We start from the raw sequence: 15350 nt of genomic DNA, 5'->3' as shown, positions 1-15350 counted from the left end.
GCTATTGAACAAGTTCAACGATTTTTTGGGCACCATCCGCCATGGAATCAGCTGCCACAATATTCAAACCGGATTCCGCTAAAATCTGTTTGCCGAGCTCAACATTCGTTCCTTCAAGACGGACAACAAGCGGTCGAGTCAGCCCCAACTGCTTGGCAGCCTCCACGACGCCATTCGCAATGATGTCACACTGCATAATCCCGCCGAAAATGTTGACGAAAATACCTTCTACCTTCGGATCGGACAAAATGATTTTGAACGCTTCGGTTACCTTTTCCGTTGTTGCACCGCCTCCAACGTCCAGGAAATTGGCCGGATCGCCACCGTAATATTTGATAATATCCATCGTGGCCATCGCCAAACCTGCACCATTGACCATACAGCCAATATTGCCGTCCAGAGCGATATAGCTTAGATCATATTTAGATGCCTCAATTTCCTTCTCGTCCTCTTCATCCAAATCACGCAATTCCAGAATATCCTTATGACGGAACAACGCATTGGAATCAAAATTCAATTTGGCATCTAGTGCCATTACATTCCCATCACCCGTAACGACTAGGGGATTAATTTCTGCAATCGAACAGTCCTTGTCCACAAATGCTTCGTAAAGCGCCAGCATAAACTTAACCGCTTTATTTACCAGCTCATTGGGAATATTAATCTCATACGCCAGTTTACGAGCTTGATACACCTGAAGCCCAATTGCTGGATCAACAACTGCTTTAAAAATCTTCTCCGGAGTAGCCGCAGCCACCTCTTCGATTTCCGTACCGCCTTCTTCGGAGGCCATCAATACGATGCGTCCAGTAGCGCGATCCACGACAACGCCTACGTAATATTCTTTGCGAATATCACAGCCTTCCTCAATCAAAAGGCGTTTGACTTCTTTACCTTCAGGTCCGGTCTGATGTGTCACAAGCACCTTACCCAAAATTTCAGAAGCGAAAGTACGCACCTCATCCAAACCTTTGGCAACTTTTACGCCACCCGCTTTACCGCGTCCACCAGCATGAATTTGTGCTTTTACGACCGTAACAGCGCTTCCAAGCGTTTCTGCCGCAGCAACGGCTTCTTCCACCGTGTAGGCAACCTTGCCGTTCGGTACAGCCACTCCGTACTGCTTTAATACTTCTTTACCCTGATATTCATGGATATTCATTCTGGAATCCTCCTATCAACATGACTGCAACAAGGGCGGTTCACAAGGAAATCTATACTAAACCTACATCATTGTAACATGTTTTTAAAACGCTTTCCTTATAATTTAACCTCATGAATTACAGTATTTTGATATCATTATCATTCCCAAAATCGAATGTTTGGATATTATTGGATTTTATTTTTTAATACAAATTCACACAAAAAAAGCACCTCCGCAAAATGGGATTACCTAATCCGCAATGAGAGGTACTTTATTTCATTAGAATTTAAGGGCATTTTTCTTTCAGTTAACAACAACTCATGTCGTAAGAATTCGCAAGAGCAACTGAAAGTATCTATTATGATTTTTCAATCTGTACATTCGCTTGATGAACACGATCAAGCAGATCATTAAACTGAAGCAAAAGCGACCCAAATTGATCATGAGTCATACTTGTTTTTTCTTGTATACATCCTGGTACAGACAGGGCTTTATCCCGCAACGCTCTTCCCTCTGTCGTCAAAGAAATCAGCACCTTACGCTCATCTTGAGTGGAACGCTTTCGATCGATCAACCCGGCATTCTGTAACCTCTTTAATAGTGGAGTTAGTGTGCCAGAATCCAAATATAACGCCTCACCCAATTCCTTCACTGTACACTCTTCACGCTCCCAAAGCACGATGAGCACCAAATATTGCGAGTACGTTACACCAAGCTTTTCCAGATAAGGCTGGTACAGCTTTGTAATCTCTCTGGAGCATGCATATATGGCAAAGCATAACTGATTATCAAGTTTCAACGCTGCATCTTTATTAAAATTGTTTTCCATGCTGTCTAGTCACCTGCTTTCGTCATTATTTTAGCACATTATATAACAAAATACATTCTAATTGCCTAAAATACTTTACAAACAAAAATTATTTTGATAAATTAAATTGTGTAAAATATAAATTGAGCGAGAGGCAGTGATTGGATTATGATGACCATTCAACAAAAAATGTATGAAACAACAGTAAAAGCAGTTGGTGGGCGTAACGGTTATATCGAGTCTTCTTCCCCTGAACTTCGTTTAGATATTGATACTCCAAAAGAAATGGGTGGCGCTGGTGGTGCAGGTACAAATCCAGAGCAGCTGTTCGCAGCAGGCTATTCTGCTTGCTTTGACAGTGCTTTAAATATGGTGGCTCGCATGCAGCGTGTAAAACATGAAGGTACCGAAGTCACAGCTACGGTCCATTTTGGCAAAGTCGAAGACGGTGGCTTCGGAATCGGAGTAAACCTCGACGTTCTGGTCAAAGGCCTAGATCATGAAACTGCGGTAAAACTGGTGGAAGGCGCACATGAACAATGCCCATACTCCCGCGCTACCCGCGGTAATATTGAAGTGAAACTGAACGTTTTGTAACTTAGAGTTAGAATGAAATTCACAACAAGCCCCTCAACCATATTGGTCAAGGGGCTTGTTGTTTTTCCATCAAGTAACATGGGAGATGATGCATAATCGTATATACGAAATTGATATACTCATAGTATAATCACTATTGTCATAATCTTTTTTTCTTCTCCAGGTCTTTTTGCCTGGAGCTTTTTTTGTCCTTTTTTCCGTTTTCTCTCGTACACATATCCTTTGGAAAACTTTTCCGTAAAAATGATCGTACTGTATCTGCTAATTTTATCGCCTTTTTACATTTCGGATAAATTGGCGCTTGCTTTATCCATATGGCGGTATTGAATAGCTTCAGCCACATGTGAAGTCGTAATTTTCTCTGACTCATGTAAGTCTGCAATGGTGCGGGACAGCTTGAGAATTCGATCATACGCACGCATGCTTAAACCAAGTGCATCCATCGTCTGATTAAGCAGCTCCGCTGCATTTTGATCTAATACTGCATATTTACGCAGCATCTGACCGGACAGCTCACTATTCCATGAAAAAGGAAGCTTACTGTATCTGCGGATTTGTATTGCTCGAGCAACCAACACCTGCTTTCTCATGTCAGCAGACGACAGGGATTCTTTTTCCTCCCGCCAGTCCTTTGGTTGTGATACCTCAAGCTGAAGATCAATTCGATCCAGCAATGGACCGGAAATACGTGAACGGTATCGAGCTACTGCTGTAGGTGAACAGGTACAGCGCTGATGTTCCGTGTTATTGCCAAAAAAGCCACAGTGACACGGATTCAAAGAAGCTGCAAGTAAAAAATGCGCCGGATACTTAAATACAGCACGTGAACGACTGATTGTCACATGGTGGTCTTCCAGGGGCTGCCGCAGCACTTCTAGCACATGGCGGCTAAACTCTGGCAACTCATCTAGAAATAAAATCCCTCGGTGTGCAAGACTGATTTCTCCTGGTTTGGGTATGCCTCCTCCGCCCACCAATCCAGCAGCAGAGATTGTATGATGAGGCGCACGGAAGGGACGAACATGCATGAGATGAGGCGAGGACTCCTTCCATTTTCCTGCTGCGCTGTATACCTTGGTCACTTCTAGCGACTCCTTTTCAGTCAAAGGCGGTAGGATAGAGGGCAACCTGCGGATGAGCATCGTTTTTCCAGCACCCGGTGGTCCCATAAGAAGAATATTGTGCATTCCTGCTGCAGCGATAACTAATGCACGTTTGGCGTGTAGCTGACCCAGCACATCGCTGTAATCCTCCATATTACTGGCTAGTTCTTCTTTCTCGCACAACGGTATATGCTCTGCTTGAGGTAAATGGCCATAGGAATGGATTATAACTTGCTTACTGGCAGTACAATTTTGATCGGTCACTTGGCCGTCAGGGATGCCTTGTGCATGATCATTAACTGGGATAAGATCCGCCAGATGGTGTATAGCGTAAATACGTATATCCGTAATTAGACGTGCCTCGCTTGCGTTTTCCTGAGGAAGCAGCACGGAATCGAATCCCTCTCGCTTGGCCAGATCAACCATGGACAACACCCCATTTACAGAACGAATGCTGCCATCCAGCGCCAGTTCGCCAATAAACAGCGTTCGTTCCCCCACTGGCAAAACAATCTGTTCACTGGTTGTCAGCAAGCCTAAAGCGATGGCAAGATCAAAAGATGAGCCTTCCTTACGCAAATCAGCAGGAGCTAAGTTAATCGTGATACGCTGGGATGGATATTTGAATCCGCAGTTTTTGATTGCTGCTCTCACACGCTCTACTGCCTCTCGAATGGCTGAATCCGGCAATCCGATTATCGCGGTTTGAGGCAAGCCATTGGACAAATCAATCTCAACTTCGATCAGAACGCCATCTATCCCATATAGACACGCTCCATGTAATTTTCCATACATATCAAAAAAGCACCTCTCCTCATATTGAAATGTCCCTCTCGGGAATCATTGCCTATATGAAAAAAGGTGCTTCCAAATTTTCATTCATTGCAAATATAATGTTTTAAATTTAGCTTTCAATCCTAATTTCAAACCCTCAACTAAGCTTATCTGACGACAGATTATTTGTCAATCAAGGTTAGCTTATCGGCTGCTGGAGTACGTGATCTTGATTCCGGGTTTCGTCCAAATCAAGTTTGGACAGCACTTCAACCAGCGCAGCATCCTCCTGAACAGGAACCATGTTCTTTGGCTTTTTCTAAAATGCTATCCGCAATGCGACCGCTCCCCTTGGCAACGACAATCGGCGCTTCGCTCTCACCGGGCGTATATTTAAGGGCGACCTGCGGATGAGCATCGTTTTTCTAGCACCCGGCCGTCCCATAAGAAGGATATTATGATACATTTTCACGCATTGAAAAACCAAGTAATATCAAGGGTTTGGCGATACTAGGCGGTTTTCCTTTCGGTGGGAGATCGCTTTTTTCTTTTAGGCTCTATTAAACACATTTGTGATTTTCTTATAATTTCATAAATACTATTAATTTAAAATTTATCAGGAATGATGTATTGTCGAGTTTACTTTCCACGATGACGTAACTCTAAAAAGAAGACAAGTAAGCCGTCTCCCTTTGGGTCGGCGCGAAGAGGAGAAGCCGAAGGCTTGACGAGCGTTTCCTATTGCCGTACGCGGGAGTGCGATTTCCATTCTTTATTGATTTTCTTTACCCTAACTAAAGGATGGATCATCATGGATAACTGCGTTCTCCGATAGATAAGTCTGATGAGAAATTGAAGGAACAAAAAAAACTGAGAGGTCAGGACTTTTTGCTCTGTGCGCTGCCGCGAATTCGACATTTTATTTCCGCGTAGTGGCGGGAGTTTTCAGTTTTCACCCGTGAGAAGTGCGTTCAGCAGGTCTGAACGATTAGAAAACCACGACTGAAAGTCGTATATTGAGGGGACTACCCCAGCCAGTATTCCCACGTACAATTACTATACCGTCGTCATGCGGAACGACGTTATGGATCGTCATGGTAGCAGCTCCTTGAAACGGCTTAACTTGACCGCCAAAAATACCAATTTCCGTGATCGAGACAAGTACCCTACTTGAGGAATTAACAAACCCAGCCAGGTTCAAGCGACTTTGGAACAAATTCGGACCTACATTGTTGAGACTAAAAATGAATGCGGTACCTGCTTTAGTTCTTAGGCGACGCGTAGGTTTCAGAATTTTTCTAGAAGAATTTACTTTTCCCATTCGAATCAACTTCCCTTCTTTTGTAATAATATAGAATATGCTAGTTTTTATAGAATCGAAACAGACAAACAGATTGAAAAAAATGACCATCTTTATCAGTAGGCAATAAAAAAAAACCGCGATGTCAGGGCTATGCTCGTAAACTTGATTGAAGTGAGCGAACGAAAAACGACGGAGAGCTGCTCAAGCGGATTGCCACGCTACAAATGAAGATCAAGGAACTCCATCACGTGGCCGTCTGGGGTGCCTTGTGCATGATCATTAACCGGAATAAGATGCACTAGATGGCGTATGACGTATAGCGTAAATACGTATATCCGTAATTAGACGTGCCTCGCTTGCGTTTTCTTGAGGAAGCAGCACGGAATCGAATCCCTCTCGCTTGGCCAGATCAACCATGGACAACACCCCATCACAGGACGAATGCTGCCATCCAGCGCCAGCTCGCCAATAAACAGCGTTCGTTCCCCCACCGGTAAAACACCTGCTCACTGGTTGTCAGCAAGCCTAAAGCGATGGCAAGATCAAAAGATGAGCCTTCCTTACGCAAATCAGCAGGAGCTAAGTTAATCGTGACACGCTGGGATGGATATTTGAATCCGCAGTTTTTGATTGCTGCTCTCACACGCTCTACTGCCTCTCGAATCGCTGAATCCGGCAATCCGATTATCGCGGTTTGAGGCAAGCCATTGGACAAATCAGTCTCAACTTCGATCAGAACGCCATCTATCCCATATAGACACGCTCCATGTAATTTTCCATACATATCAAAAAGCACCTCTCCTCATATTGAAATGTTCCTCTGGGGAATCATTGCCTATATGAAAAAAGGTGCTTCCAAATTTTCATTCATTGCAAATATAATGTTTTACATTTAGCTCTCAATCCTAATTTCAAACCCTCAACTAAGCTTATCTGACGACAGATTATTTGTCAATCAAGGTTAACTTATCGGCTACTGGAGTACGTGGTCTTGATTCCGGGATAACTTCAGGATAGCCTGCATATATCATTCCAATTACCTTCTCACCTGGTTGAATTCCCAAGCATTTACGGAATTTAGGCGAATACAGAAATGGTTTTGTCACCCAAAACGTTCCGATTCCTTTGCTCCATGCAGCAAGCATAAAGTTCTGTACAAGCGCGCTGACCGCTGCAAAATCTTCATCCCAAACCGCTTGACGCGGGTCTTCTTCCATCACCACTAAAAGCTGTATCGGGTTGTGTAGAATCCCATTTTCAAACTTGTTATCCTTACCGATATCGGCGGCAATTGCCTCTGCAAGCTTTCTCCGTCCCTCACCAGCAAACAACAGAAAGCGCCACGGTTCACGCATTTTATGATTAGGAGCCCATACCGCGACGTCCAGTAGTTCTTTAATCGTATCTACCGGGATAGAGTCAGATTTGAATCGTTTAATCGTCCGGCGTTCCTGAATTACATCTATGACATGTTCACTAAAGGTATGCTTTGTCACGTAAATCCTCCTTCACAGGTACAACGACTAGATATTCATTATAGAATGAAAATGATAACTATTCTCAATAAAATATACCTGCAGCTTTCCTTTCTGTCAACCTGTACATATGAATTCAGTCCTGCGCTCCAACCTTTGCAAAAGTTCTTACTCTTTTAAAATGCATCTATAAAATGGTCCGTAACCACAGCCGTTTCATCAGATAATCGTACAGAAATCATATCAAAACGAATTGGAGCATCTCCAATTCCGTTCATATGCAAGTATACTGCGGCTGTTTGACGAACCTGGGTGATTTTACGCGGAGTAACTGATTCTGCTGGTGTTCCATATTTGGAGCTACTTCGGCTACGTACTTCAATAAACACGAGTATATGCTCCTGCCTGGCAATCAGATCTATTTCCCCGCTGCGGCATCGCCAATTGCGGTCTAGGATACGATAACCCAGGGTTTCTAAAAACAAAGCTGCAGCATCTTCTCCCATTGCTCCTTTGGCTTTCCGTTGATCCTTGCCTCTCGTCTTCATATCATACCCCATCACCAGTCATCTCTTGGAGCAAGCCGATCCATTTGATAAATATAGGTTAGCACCTCTGCTACCAACTGATAGAGTTCAGCTGGGATTTGCTCGTCCAAATCAAGTTTGGACAGTACTTCAACCAGCGCAGCATCCTCCTGAACAGGAACGCCATGCTCTTTGGCTTTTTCTAAAATACTGTCCGCAATGCGGCCGCTCCCCTTGGCAACGACAATCGGCGCTTCGCTCTCACCGGGCGTATATTTAAGGGCGACCGCCTTCTTCATGGAAGGTGAAGGAGGTTCCAAGGGCTCTTTCATATTTTAAGATCGACTCCTTTGTACGGCTGAGGCACATAGCTTTGTACCTCGGAAGAGGCAGGGCTGCTCTGTTCAGTCCTTACGGGCATAGGCTCGGTTCGCAACGTTAGAAGTTGGTAGCCTAGCGACTCCAGCGCGGTGCGAATGGACTCACGTCCACTGGTTAGCAGCGAAGCCGCCCAATCCTGATCATTATGAAGCTTGAGACTTACAATCCGATCTACAACCTGCACATCCACCAGCGTCGGACCAAGCCCTTTCATGTCCAAATCAAACCAAAGTCGACAGTTGGAGGCATCCAGTTCTCCGCGTTTGCCGCGGCGGGACTGAATCTGGATTGTAGCTGTTTCACGACCGTCCGGTCCAATAAACGGTATAAACATATGCACTTGTGCAAAAGGCGCCGTTCGGTCTGTATTGAGCAGCAGCTGCTGGCCTGTCAGGTGCTGTACAACCTGCTGTGCCGCCTCTTTCAAAGCAGGCGGCAGGTCGTCACTGCTCATTAGCTGGAGTAGTGCCCCTTTTACGGTGTCTGCGGCCGCTGACACGGAGTCGTCTGCCGTAGCCGCTAATCCCGGCAGCGTCTGCCGCGCTCCCTCGGGCGGCTCCGTACGTGCCGCCGTCCCTTGCGCGAGCTGTGCAGTCGAGCGGTGTACCTGCTGCTCGTGCTCAGCACCGAGTAGCTTCAGCACGCGGCCTACCCACGGATCCTCCATAGGGCTGATCTTCGTGCTCGTCGCCGCAGGCTGTGAAGCGTCAGCATCTGCCGTACGCGAAGCGCCAGCCGCTGGCTGCGCTACCTCTCCCTTGGGCTGATCTGGCGCAGCCGTGCTCAGTTCGAGTGGCACTGCTGCACGCAGCTCTTGCAGCAGGAGACGCAGCCGCTGGATCGGAGCCTCTAGCGTAGCAGCGTTGCCCGCCGCGGAGGGCGGCGCAGAGCCAGCTGCTGACTGTGCAGAAGGACGGTCTGCCATGACTACGTTTAAGGCAGACTTCGCTCCCGCAGGCTCTGCCGTGGCCGGAGCTGGAGCACCATCGGCATCCTTAAGCTGCGTACCTGCCACAGTAGCTTGCTGTGGTTGCTCCACTTTAGTACGGGAGCCGTTTAATGCGTCAGCAGCGTCCGATTCAGGCGCATTTGCACCAGCGTCCAATACCACTGTCGCTCCTCGTCCGTTAACTGCTTCCGGCTCTTTTGAGGCAGTCCCGTTGGCTGCAAATGCAGTAGATCCCGCCGGAGTATCCAAATCGGTAGCCCAAACACTCGCTTCGCTCACTGTAGCAGCAAGATTGGCTGCCTGAGTCCCTTTTAACAATTCCTTGCCACCTGTGGCTTGTTGTCCCGTTTCTGCCTGTTTTGCAGCGGCAGTGCCAGAGGGCTCCTTGGACAATGTAAGAGTTTGGCCTTCCTGTCCATCTGCAATCATCACAGAAGAAGTGCCTGTTGGACTAACTGACGTTCGGTCAGCGCTTTTTATTGTTGCTTCCCCAACTGAACGGTCAGTGGGCGTTCCCTGCCCTTGCTGCTTTAACACCGCTTCAAGTTCTTGCTCCAACGATGACAACAGATCATTTAAAGGAGGCCCAAACATCGTTTGGCGCAATCCATTTATGCTTTCGGCTGTTAATGGGAGTCCCCGCTGAAAGGCAACTGCCGCTGCCTGTACAAATGTGCCCAATTGCACATTACCGCTTTGCTTCGACAAGGCTTCTTGTAAAGAAGCCGCATTTTCAGATGTCAACGGCACACCATTCTTTTGCATTGCCTGTATAAGCTCTCTGTTCTGAGCTGTATCCGGCAGTCCCACCGATTCCAATACATCTGTCAGCGCTACGGTTTGCTGTGGCATATTGGCAGCATCATTCAGAGGCTTAAGCACAGTCATTCCACTGGAAGAAGCCGGCTGTACCTGAAACGTTGCAGTCTGTCCAGGTTGGAGAGGGGTCTCCAGCTTTGCCCTAACCTGAGAACCCTGTATTTGCAACACTGCCTCGTCGCCGTCCTCAGACACCTTTAATACGACTCCTCTTACGACCTGGCCTGGCTGCATATCAAGTTTTTTCGCCTCTCCCGCCTTCACATCTCCAAGTAATCCACGGAATACAGATCCGATGTTCATATCGCCCCTCCCCTCGCTCTTCCCCTATCAAAAGGGCCTGTAATATTAGATATATTTTATATCGGTATTGTCCTGATTCATAATAAGTACCTACAGATCAAACAACGTTGGTTGCTCGGTTAACAAATTGCCCAGAAAGCTGCGTCTATGCATTTCTGTAGGCCCTAGCGCCAAAATTTGTTCTCTATGCAACTTGGTAGCATAACCTTTATGTATACCAATCCCATATTCCGGATATTTCGCATCCCATTCACCTTTGCATAGCCGATCACGGGTCACCTTGGCAATGATAGAAGCTGCTGCAATAGACTGACTGTTCGCATCCCCCTTAATGATGGATAGCTGGGGAATAGGCACATCTACCTTTTCTGCATCCACAAGTAAATAATCGGGAGACACATGCAAAGCCTCAATAGCCTTTTTCATAGCTAAACGAGCCGCTTGTTTAATATTGATATCATCAATCATCCGCGCGTCTACATGACCAATTCCTACAGCGATTGCCTTCTCCATAATCAGTTCGTAGTAGGCTTCTCTTTTCTTGTCCGTCAATTTTTTGGAATCGTCTACACCCTCCAATAGCTCACCTACTGGCAGAATGACTGCTGCCGCCACAACATCTCCAAACAGACATCCACGCCCCACCTCGTCAATACCTGCAATCCGCTCACAAGATTGCTCCCAGCATTTTTTTTCATAGTGTAGCATGTCCTTTACTGCATTCTCTTTAGCTTCCATATTCAATACCTGCCCATCTTTACGTAGTTTAAGCTTCACTCATGCCGTAGCTCTAGCGATTGAATTCAGCTTACCACATACCTCTACCGTTCAAAACCCTTTTCTATCTACCTTTACATACCAAAAAACCTTCCTCCTCTCCGGAGAGATGAGGAAGGTTCTTCCTTGCCACAAAATGCAATCTTCTGTATCGGGTGTACTAGGATTATCAGTATGGTGCTTCTAAACTGAATCGTCCCAGCTTGCCTGCACGCAGCTCACGCAAAATAATTTTTGACGCCTTTTCGAGATCTACACGCCCGCCACTCACAATACAGCCACGTTTACGTCCGATAGCCTCCATAACGCTCACAACATCATCTGGATTTTCTGTATCCTCAGGACGTTCGGTAAGCTCAAAACGCTCTGCCATGGTATCCCAATAATATTGGACAAAATATTTTGTCGCGAAAAAGGCAATGTCCTCTACATTTAGAATTTCTTCCTTGATCGCGCCTGTAACTGCCAGACGATAGCCGACGTTCTGATCCTCAAATTTAGGCCACAAAATACCTGGTGTATCCAACAACTCAATTTCACCGGTCTTGATCCACTGTTGCGCCTTCGTTACTCCTGGACGATCGCCTGTAGCTGCAATATTACGTCCTGCCATTCGGTTGATCAATGTCGATTTGCCGACATTTGGAATTCCGACAATCAAAGCACGTATAGGACGCGGATTCATTCCCTTCGAAATCTGCCGGTCTATTTTTTCCTTAAGTAACAGCTTGGCCTGAACCGGAATTTCTTTGAGCCCCGTCCCTGTCGAGGCATCCACCGGAAAGGCTACATGCCCCTGCTCCTTAAAGTAGGCAATCCATTGCTGTGATACTACAGGGTCCGCCAAATCTGCCTTGTTCAAAATAATCATTCGCGGCTTGCCTTGCAAAATATCATCAATCATCGGATTTCGGCTGGAAAGCGGCAACCGAGCATCAATCAGCTCAATAACCAAATCAATCAGCTTTAATTTTGCTTCAATTTGGCGGCGCGCTCTGGTCATGTGACCAGGAAACCATTGAATCGTCACCGTCATCACCCCATTGAGCGTAACCCCTACATTTACCCTTAGGCTCCTAGTTAGGGTTACGGCAGCTATGCTGCTTATTAGTTATTTCTAGTGGTTAATCCACTGCATATCTTTCACCGGCCAAAAAATGACATCAGCCCGGCCAACGACTTCCTTCAAATCAATGTATCCAATCATCCGGCTATCTGTACTATTGGAACGGTTATCGCCCATAACAAAAATATGCCCTTCTGGCACTTTTCCATCCTTAAATTTCTCATTTGGAAAATTGGTAAACTTGTTGTAAAGCTCGCCATTTTGATGTGCTTCTTCCAAAGAAGTCTTGAGATAAGGTTCTTGAATCGGCTTACCATTTACTGTAATCGTGTCACCTTCTACTTTGACCGTATCACCCGCAACGGCGATGACGCGCTTGATGAAGTCTCTCTTTTCTTCCGGGACATGGAACACAATTACTTCACCCGGTTTAGGAGCACGAAAATCATACAAAATCTCATTTACAATGACGCGTTCTCCGGTATGAAAGTTAGGCTGCATCGACGGGCCATCCACAATAAAAGGCTTAAAGAGAAGCCAGCGGATTAAAAAGACAAGCACTAACGCAATAATGATGGCCTTGAGCCACTCAAAAATCTCATTTTTTGGTTTACGCTTGGGCGTACCATCCTGATCAGTTGGCTGCTGTACAGCTCCTTGTCCTACTTCTTGTTCCATAGCTCACTGTCCTCTCTTTACGGTCAATAATCCACAGTTCCCTATGTACGTAGAAAAAACGAAAGGAGCTTGTAACCAAGCCCCTTTCGTTATTCGTTGTATTAACGACGAATTTCTTTAATTCTCGCTGCTTTACCGCGCAGTTCACGAAGATAATAAAGCTTCGCACGACGCACTTTACCACGGCGAGCCACTTCGATTTTATCGATTTTTGGGGAATGAAGCGGGAAAGTTCTTTCCACACCTACACCGTAAGAAATTTTACGAACTGTAAAAGTCTCACTGATTCCACCACCACGGCGTTTAATTACTACACCTTCAAACAACTGGATACGCTCACGAGTTCCCTCGATAACTTTCACGTGCACTTTCAAAGTGTCACCAGGACGAAAGTTAGGCAAATCTTTACGCAGTTGTTCTTCAGTAATCGCTTGGACGATATTCATCTATGACTCCCTCCTTCCGTACAGGTGTTCATGTTTCTTCTGGAAACTCTTCCGTTTCCTTCATCATCCACAGAGGACCACCGTATTACACACAACAGATGTATTGTATCATGGAGGTTACCGCATTGCAACAACAAAAAGGGATTTGACCAAACATTATTTAATTGACTTCATTATAAAACAGGTCACCGCCTGCTTTCAAATCCACTCATGTTAATAGTGCTTTATCACTTGTCCCCCGAACGGTCCGATTGGTGCTGCTCCTCAATCCACGCGCGCTCCTTGCTTGTCAGTTCAGCCTGTTCCAGCAAGTCCGGTCGACGTTCCATCGTCCGACGTAACGCCTCTTGTCGTCTCCAAGAGTCAATATTGACATGATGCCCTGATAAGAGTACATCTGGCACTTTCCAGCCCCGAAACTCAGCAGGCCGAGTATAATGGGGGTATTCCAACAGCCCTGTACTAAACGAATCTGTTACCGCACTCGTTTCATTACCTAGTACTCCTGGTAACAACCGTGTCACACTATCGATGACGACCATGGCTGGCAACTCGCCACCAGTCAATACATAATCTCCGATCGAAAGCTCATCCGTCACCAAATGCTCTCGAATACGCTCATCATAACCCTCATAATGTCCACATATAAAAATAAGATGCTCCTCTTTGGCCAGCTCTTCCGCTTTTTTTTGCGTAAAAGTCTCTCCTTGTGGACACATCAAAATAATACGCGGAGTTTTTATGTCTGCGTTATGTTCGGCATCTTCATGTCGAATACCTTCAACGGCAGTTTCAAATGCTGGTTGCTCTGATTTATCCAACAGCGCCTCCACGGCAGCAAAAATAGGGTCAGGCTTCAAAACCATGCCGCCCCCACCACCATAGGGCGTATCATCCACTTGCCCATGCTTGTTACCGGCATACTGGCGAAAATTAACCGCTTGCAGTGATACAATCCCCTTATCCCTTGCTTTTCCCAGAATGCTTGCATTAAAAACTCCATCAAACATCTCTGGAAACAGGGTCAGTACATCCACCCGCATTACAGCAGACCTTCCATTAACCGTACTGTAACCCGTTTTTCACGCACGTTTACATCCAAAATAACATCCTCTATATACGGCAATAGCAGTTCCTTACCTTTAGGCATTTGGACTACCCATACATCATTGGCTCCCGGTGTCAAAATTTCTTTTACCACACCGAGCTCAGCTCCGTCTTCCGTTACTACTTCCATACCAACTACTTCATGAAAATAGAACTCGTTTTCTTCCAATTCCCCTAGCCGCTCAGCAGAGACCTTTAACAAAGTACCTTTATATTTTTCAACATCATTGATGTTGTGATATTCCTTAAATTTCACGATAACCATATTTTTTTGAAAACGCGCTGTTTCTACAGTTACGGGAATCGGTGCTTTGTCATCTGCTGGAAAGATCATTAGCTCGCTGCCTTTGGCAAAACGATCCTCAAGAAAATCAGTTGTCGTTAATATTTTTAGCTCACCGCGAATTCCATGTGTATTCACAATTTTCCCGACATTAAACATTTGCTGCATCGTGTTCCTCCTGCATGTGATCGGTTCCGCTCCATATCATCTTCATCATGTACGAAAAAGGGTTAGGACATACATCCTAACCCACTTTCGTATATCTTTAAGATATGATGTCTACGGTAACCCGTTTATCCATCTTAACGGCTGCTGATGCAACCACAGTGCGAAGCGCCTTGGCGATACGTCCCTGCTTGCCAATGATCTTGCCCACATCCTCAGGATGTACACTAAGCTCATACACTACAAGTCGATCCTTCTCCAAGGTCTTCACGGTCACATCATCCGGATGATCGACTAAAGCCTTAGCAATGATTATCACTAATTCTTCCATGGTTGACCCTCCGTATCAGCACCTTATTTCTGTGTTTTAAGCTCATGAAACTTTTTCAACACGCCCGCTTTGCTAAGCAAGTTGCGAACAGTGTCGGATGCTTGTGCACCATCTTGCAACCATTTCAGCGCTTTATCTTCATCAATTTTTACAACCGCTGGTACTGTAATAGGGTTGTAGTAACCGATTTCTTCGATAAAACGACCGTCACGCGGGGAACGAGAATCAGATACCACGACGCGATAGAAAGGAGCTTTATGTGCACCCATACGTTTCAGACGAATACGAACTGCCACGAAAATTCACCTCCTTCA

At 45.8% G+C, this 15350-nt stretch carries 16 protein-coding genes and 2 pseudogenes; 1 reads left to right on the top strand and 17 read right to left on the bottom strand.

Annotated features, from left to right (window positions below):
• Nucleotide 1: 1 nt before the first annotated feature.
• Together sucC and ACH59B_RS10025 are read right to left on the bottom strand one after the other, a co-directional pair.
• Nucleotides 2-1162 (bottom strand): ADP-forming succinate--CoA ligase subunit beta, encoded by a 1161-nt coding sequence (gene sucC / locus ACH59B_RS10030; protein WP_016820942.1) that lies wholly within the window; start codon nt 1160-1162, stop codon nt 2-4.
• A 340-nt stretch (nt 1163-1502) separates the two neighbouring features.
• Entirely contained in the window at nt 1503-1973 is a 471-nt protein-coding gene (locus ACH59B_RS10025; RefSeq protein WP_016820941.1) for a MarR family winged helix-turn-helix transcriptional regulator, read from the bottom strand.
• Between the two features lie 147 nt (nt 1974-2120).
• On the opposite strand from ACH59B_RS10025, the gene ACH59B_RS10020 reads away from it, so the two are divergent.
• On the top strand, nt 2121-2549 hold the full coding sequence (locus ACH59B_RS10020; RefSeq protein ID WP_016820940.1) for an organic hydroperoxide resistance protein: 429 nt from the start codon (nt 2121-2123) through the stop codon (nt 2547-2549).
• 278 nt (nt 2550-2827) lie between these two features.
• Here the strand turns inward: ACH59B_RS10020 and ACH59B_RS10015 are convergent, their stop codons facing one another.
• The 15 genes and pseudogenes from ACH59B_RS10015 to rpsP all read right to left on the bottom strand — a co-directional run bounded on the left by ACH59B_RS10015 (nt 2828) and on the right by rpsP (nt 15332).
• Entirely contained in the window at nt 2828-4447 is a 1620-nt protein-coding gene (locus ACH59B_RS10015) for a YifB family Mg chelatase-like AAA ATPase (RefSeq protein WP_016820939.1), read from the bottom strand.
• 220 nt (nt 4448-4667) lie between these two features.
• A pseudogene (locus ACH59B_RS10010) lies at nt 4668-4830 on the bottom strand (EscU/YscU/HrcU family type III secretion system export apparatus switch protein); the annotation flags it as partial.
• Nucleotides 4831-5974: 1144 nt separating this feature from the next.
• Nucleotides 5975-6513, bottom strand: a pseudogene (locus ACH59B_RS10005) (magnesium chelatase domain-containing protein); the annotation flags it as partial.
• A gap of 160 nt (nt 6514-6673) precedes the next feature.
• Nucleotides 6674-7225, bottom strand: coding sequence for a nitroreductase (locus ACH59B_RS10000; RefSeq protein WP_404303643.1), 552 nt, complete (start codon nt 7223-7225; stop codon nt 6674-6676).
• A 155-nt stretch (nt 7226-7380) separates the two neighbouring features.
• Nucleotides 7381-7764 (bottom strand): YraN family protein, encoded by a 384-nt coding sequence (locus ACH59B_RS09995; RefSeq protein WP_016819286.1) that lies wholly within the window; start codon nt 7762-7764, stop codon nt 7381-7383.
• Nucleotides 7764-8063 (bottom strand): EscU/YscU/HrcU family type III secretion system export apparatus switch protein, encoded by a 300-nt coding sequence (locus tag ACH59B_RS09990; RefSeq protein WP_016819285.1) that lies wholly within the window; start codon nt 8061-8063, stop codon nt 7764-7766. Before ACH59B_RS09990 ends, ACH59B_RS09995 begins: the two co-directional genes overlap by 1 nt.
• Complete coding sequence (locus ACH59B_RS09985) at nt 8060-10183, bottom strand: DNA ligase (RefSeq protein ID WP_404303642.1); 2124 nt, start codon at nt 10181-10183, stop codon at nt 8060-8062. The genes ACH59B_RS09990 and ACH59B_RS09985 overlap by 4 nt, the downstream gene beginning before the upstream one ends.
• A gap of 90 nt (nt 10184-10273) precedes the next feature.
• Nucleotides 10274-10921, bottom strand: a complete 648-nt coding sequence (locus ACH59B_RS09980) for a ribonuclease HII (protein ID WP_080561206.1) — start codon at nt 10919-10921, stop codon at nt 10274-10276.
• Nucleotides 10922-11129: 208 nt separating this feature from the next.
• Nucleotides 11130-11990: a ribosome biogenesis GTPase YlqF gene (gene ylqF / locus ACH59B_RS09975; RefSeq protein ID WP_026065473.1), complete on the bottom strand. Its 861-nt coding sequence runs from the start codon at nt 11988-11990 to the stop codon at nt 11130-11132.
• A gap of 87 nt (nt 11991-12077) precedes the next feature.
• On the bottom strand, nt 12078-12704 hold the full coding sequence (gene lepB, locus ACH59B_RS09970) for a signal peptidase I (RefSeq protein ID WP_016819281.1): 627 nt from the start codon (nt 12702-12704) through the stop codon (nt 12078-12080).
• Between the two features lie 101 nt (nt 12705-12805).
• Nucleotides 12806-13150: a 50S ribosomal protein L19 gene (gene rplS, locus ACH59B_RS09965; protein WP_007429998.1), complete on the bottom strand. Its 345-nt coding sequence runs from the start codon at nt 13148-13150 to the stop codon at nt 12806-12808.
• Between the two features lie 227 nt (nt 13151-13377).
• A complete protein-coding gene (trmD, locus tag ACH59B_RS09960; protein WP_016819280.1) occupies nt 13378-14193 on the bottom strand; it encodes a tRNA (guanosine(37)-N1)-methyltransferase TrmD in 816 nt (271 codons plus the stop codon).
• Entirely contained in the window at nt 14193-14708 is a 516-nt protein-coding gene (rimM, locus tag ACH59B_RS09955) for a ribosome maturation factor RimM (RefSeq protein ID WP_016819279.1), read from the bottom strand. Before rimM ends, trmD begins: the two co-directional genes overlap by 1 nt.
• Nucleotides 14709-14805: 97 nt before the next feature.
• Nucleotides 14806-15036 carry a KH domain-containing protein gene (locus ACH59B_RS09950; protein ID WP_013370648.1) on the bottom strand — a complete coding sequence of 77 codons (231 nt, stop codon included), beginning with the start codon at nt 15034-15036 and terminating at the stop codon, nt 14806-14808.
• 23 nt (nt 15037-15059) lie between these two features.
• The gene (gene rpsP, locus ACH59B_RS09945; RefSeq protein WP_013370647.1) at nt 15060-15332 is read right to left on the bottom strand and encodes a 30S ribosomal protein S16; all 273 of its coding nucleotides are present in this window, start codon (nt 15330-15332) and stop codon (nt 15060-15062) included.
• Between the last annotated feature and the right edge of the window lie 18 nt (nt 15333-15350).

The sequence above is a fragment of the Paenibacillus sp. DP01 genome, from assembly GCF_044784315.1.
GTDB lineage: Bacteria > Bacillota > Bacilli > Paenibacillales > Paenibacillaceae > Paenibacillus > Paenibacillus polymyxa.
This window is presented reverse-complemented; position numbering and strand designations above follow the sequence as displayed.

Excerpts from the sequence above, each read along its gene's own strand:
- ACH59B_RS09980 (WP_080561206.1), bottom strand. The coding sequence starts at position 10,921 with ATGGAAGCTAAAGAGAATGCAGTAAAGGACATGCTACACTATGAAAAA.
- trmD (WP_016819280.1), bottom strand. The coding sequence starts at position 14,193 with ATGCGGGTGGATGTACTGACCCTGTTTCCAGAGATGTTTGATGGAGTT.
- rimM (WP_016819279.1), bottom strand. The coding sequence starts at position 14,708 with ATGCAGCAAATGTTTAATGTCGGGAAAATTGTGAATACACATGGAATT.
- ACH59B_RS10025 (WP_016820941.1), bottom strand. The coding sequence starts at position 1,973 with ATGGAAAACAATTTTAATAAAGATGCAGCGTTGAAACTTGATAATCAG.
- lepB (WP_016819281.1), bottom strand. The coding sequence starts at position 12,704 with ATGGAACAAGAAGTAGGACAAGGAGCTGTACAGCAGCCAACTGATCAG.
- ACH59B_RS10015 (WP_016820939.1), bottom strand. The coding sequence starts at position 4,447 with ATGTATGGAAAATTACATGGAGCGTGTCTATATGGGATAGATGGCGTT.
- ACH59B_RS09995 (WP_016819286.1), bottom strand. The coding sequence starts at position 7,764 with ATGGGGTATGATATGAAGACGAGAGGCAAGGATCAACGGAAAGCCAAA.
- rplS (WP_007429998.1), bottom strand. The coding sequence starts at position 13,150 with ATGAATATCGTCCAAGCGATTACTGAAGAACAACTGCGTAAAGATTTG.
- sucC (WP_016820942.1), bottom strand. The coding sequence starts at position 1,162 with ATGAATATCCATGAATATCAGGGTAAAGAAGTATTAAAGCAGTACGGA.
- ACH59B_RS10020 (WP_016820940.1), top strand. The coding sequence starts at position 2,121 with ATGATGACCATTCAACAAAAAATGTATGAAACAACAGTAAAAGCAGTT.
- ACH59B_RS09990 (WP_016819285.1), bottom strand. The coding sequence starts at position 8,063 with ATGAAAGAGCCCTTGGAACCTCCTTCACCTTCCATGAAGAAGGCGGTC.
- ACH59B_RS09950 (WP_013370648.1), bottom strand. The coding sequence starts at position 15,036 with ATGGAAGAATTAGTGATAATCATTGCTAAGGCTTTAGTCGATCATCCG.
- ACH59B_RS09985 (WP_404303642.1), bottom strand. The coding sequence starts at position 10,183 with ATGAACATCGGATCTGTATTCCGTGGATTACTTGGAGATGTGAAGGCG.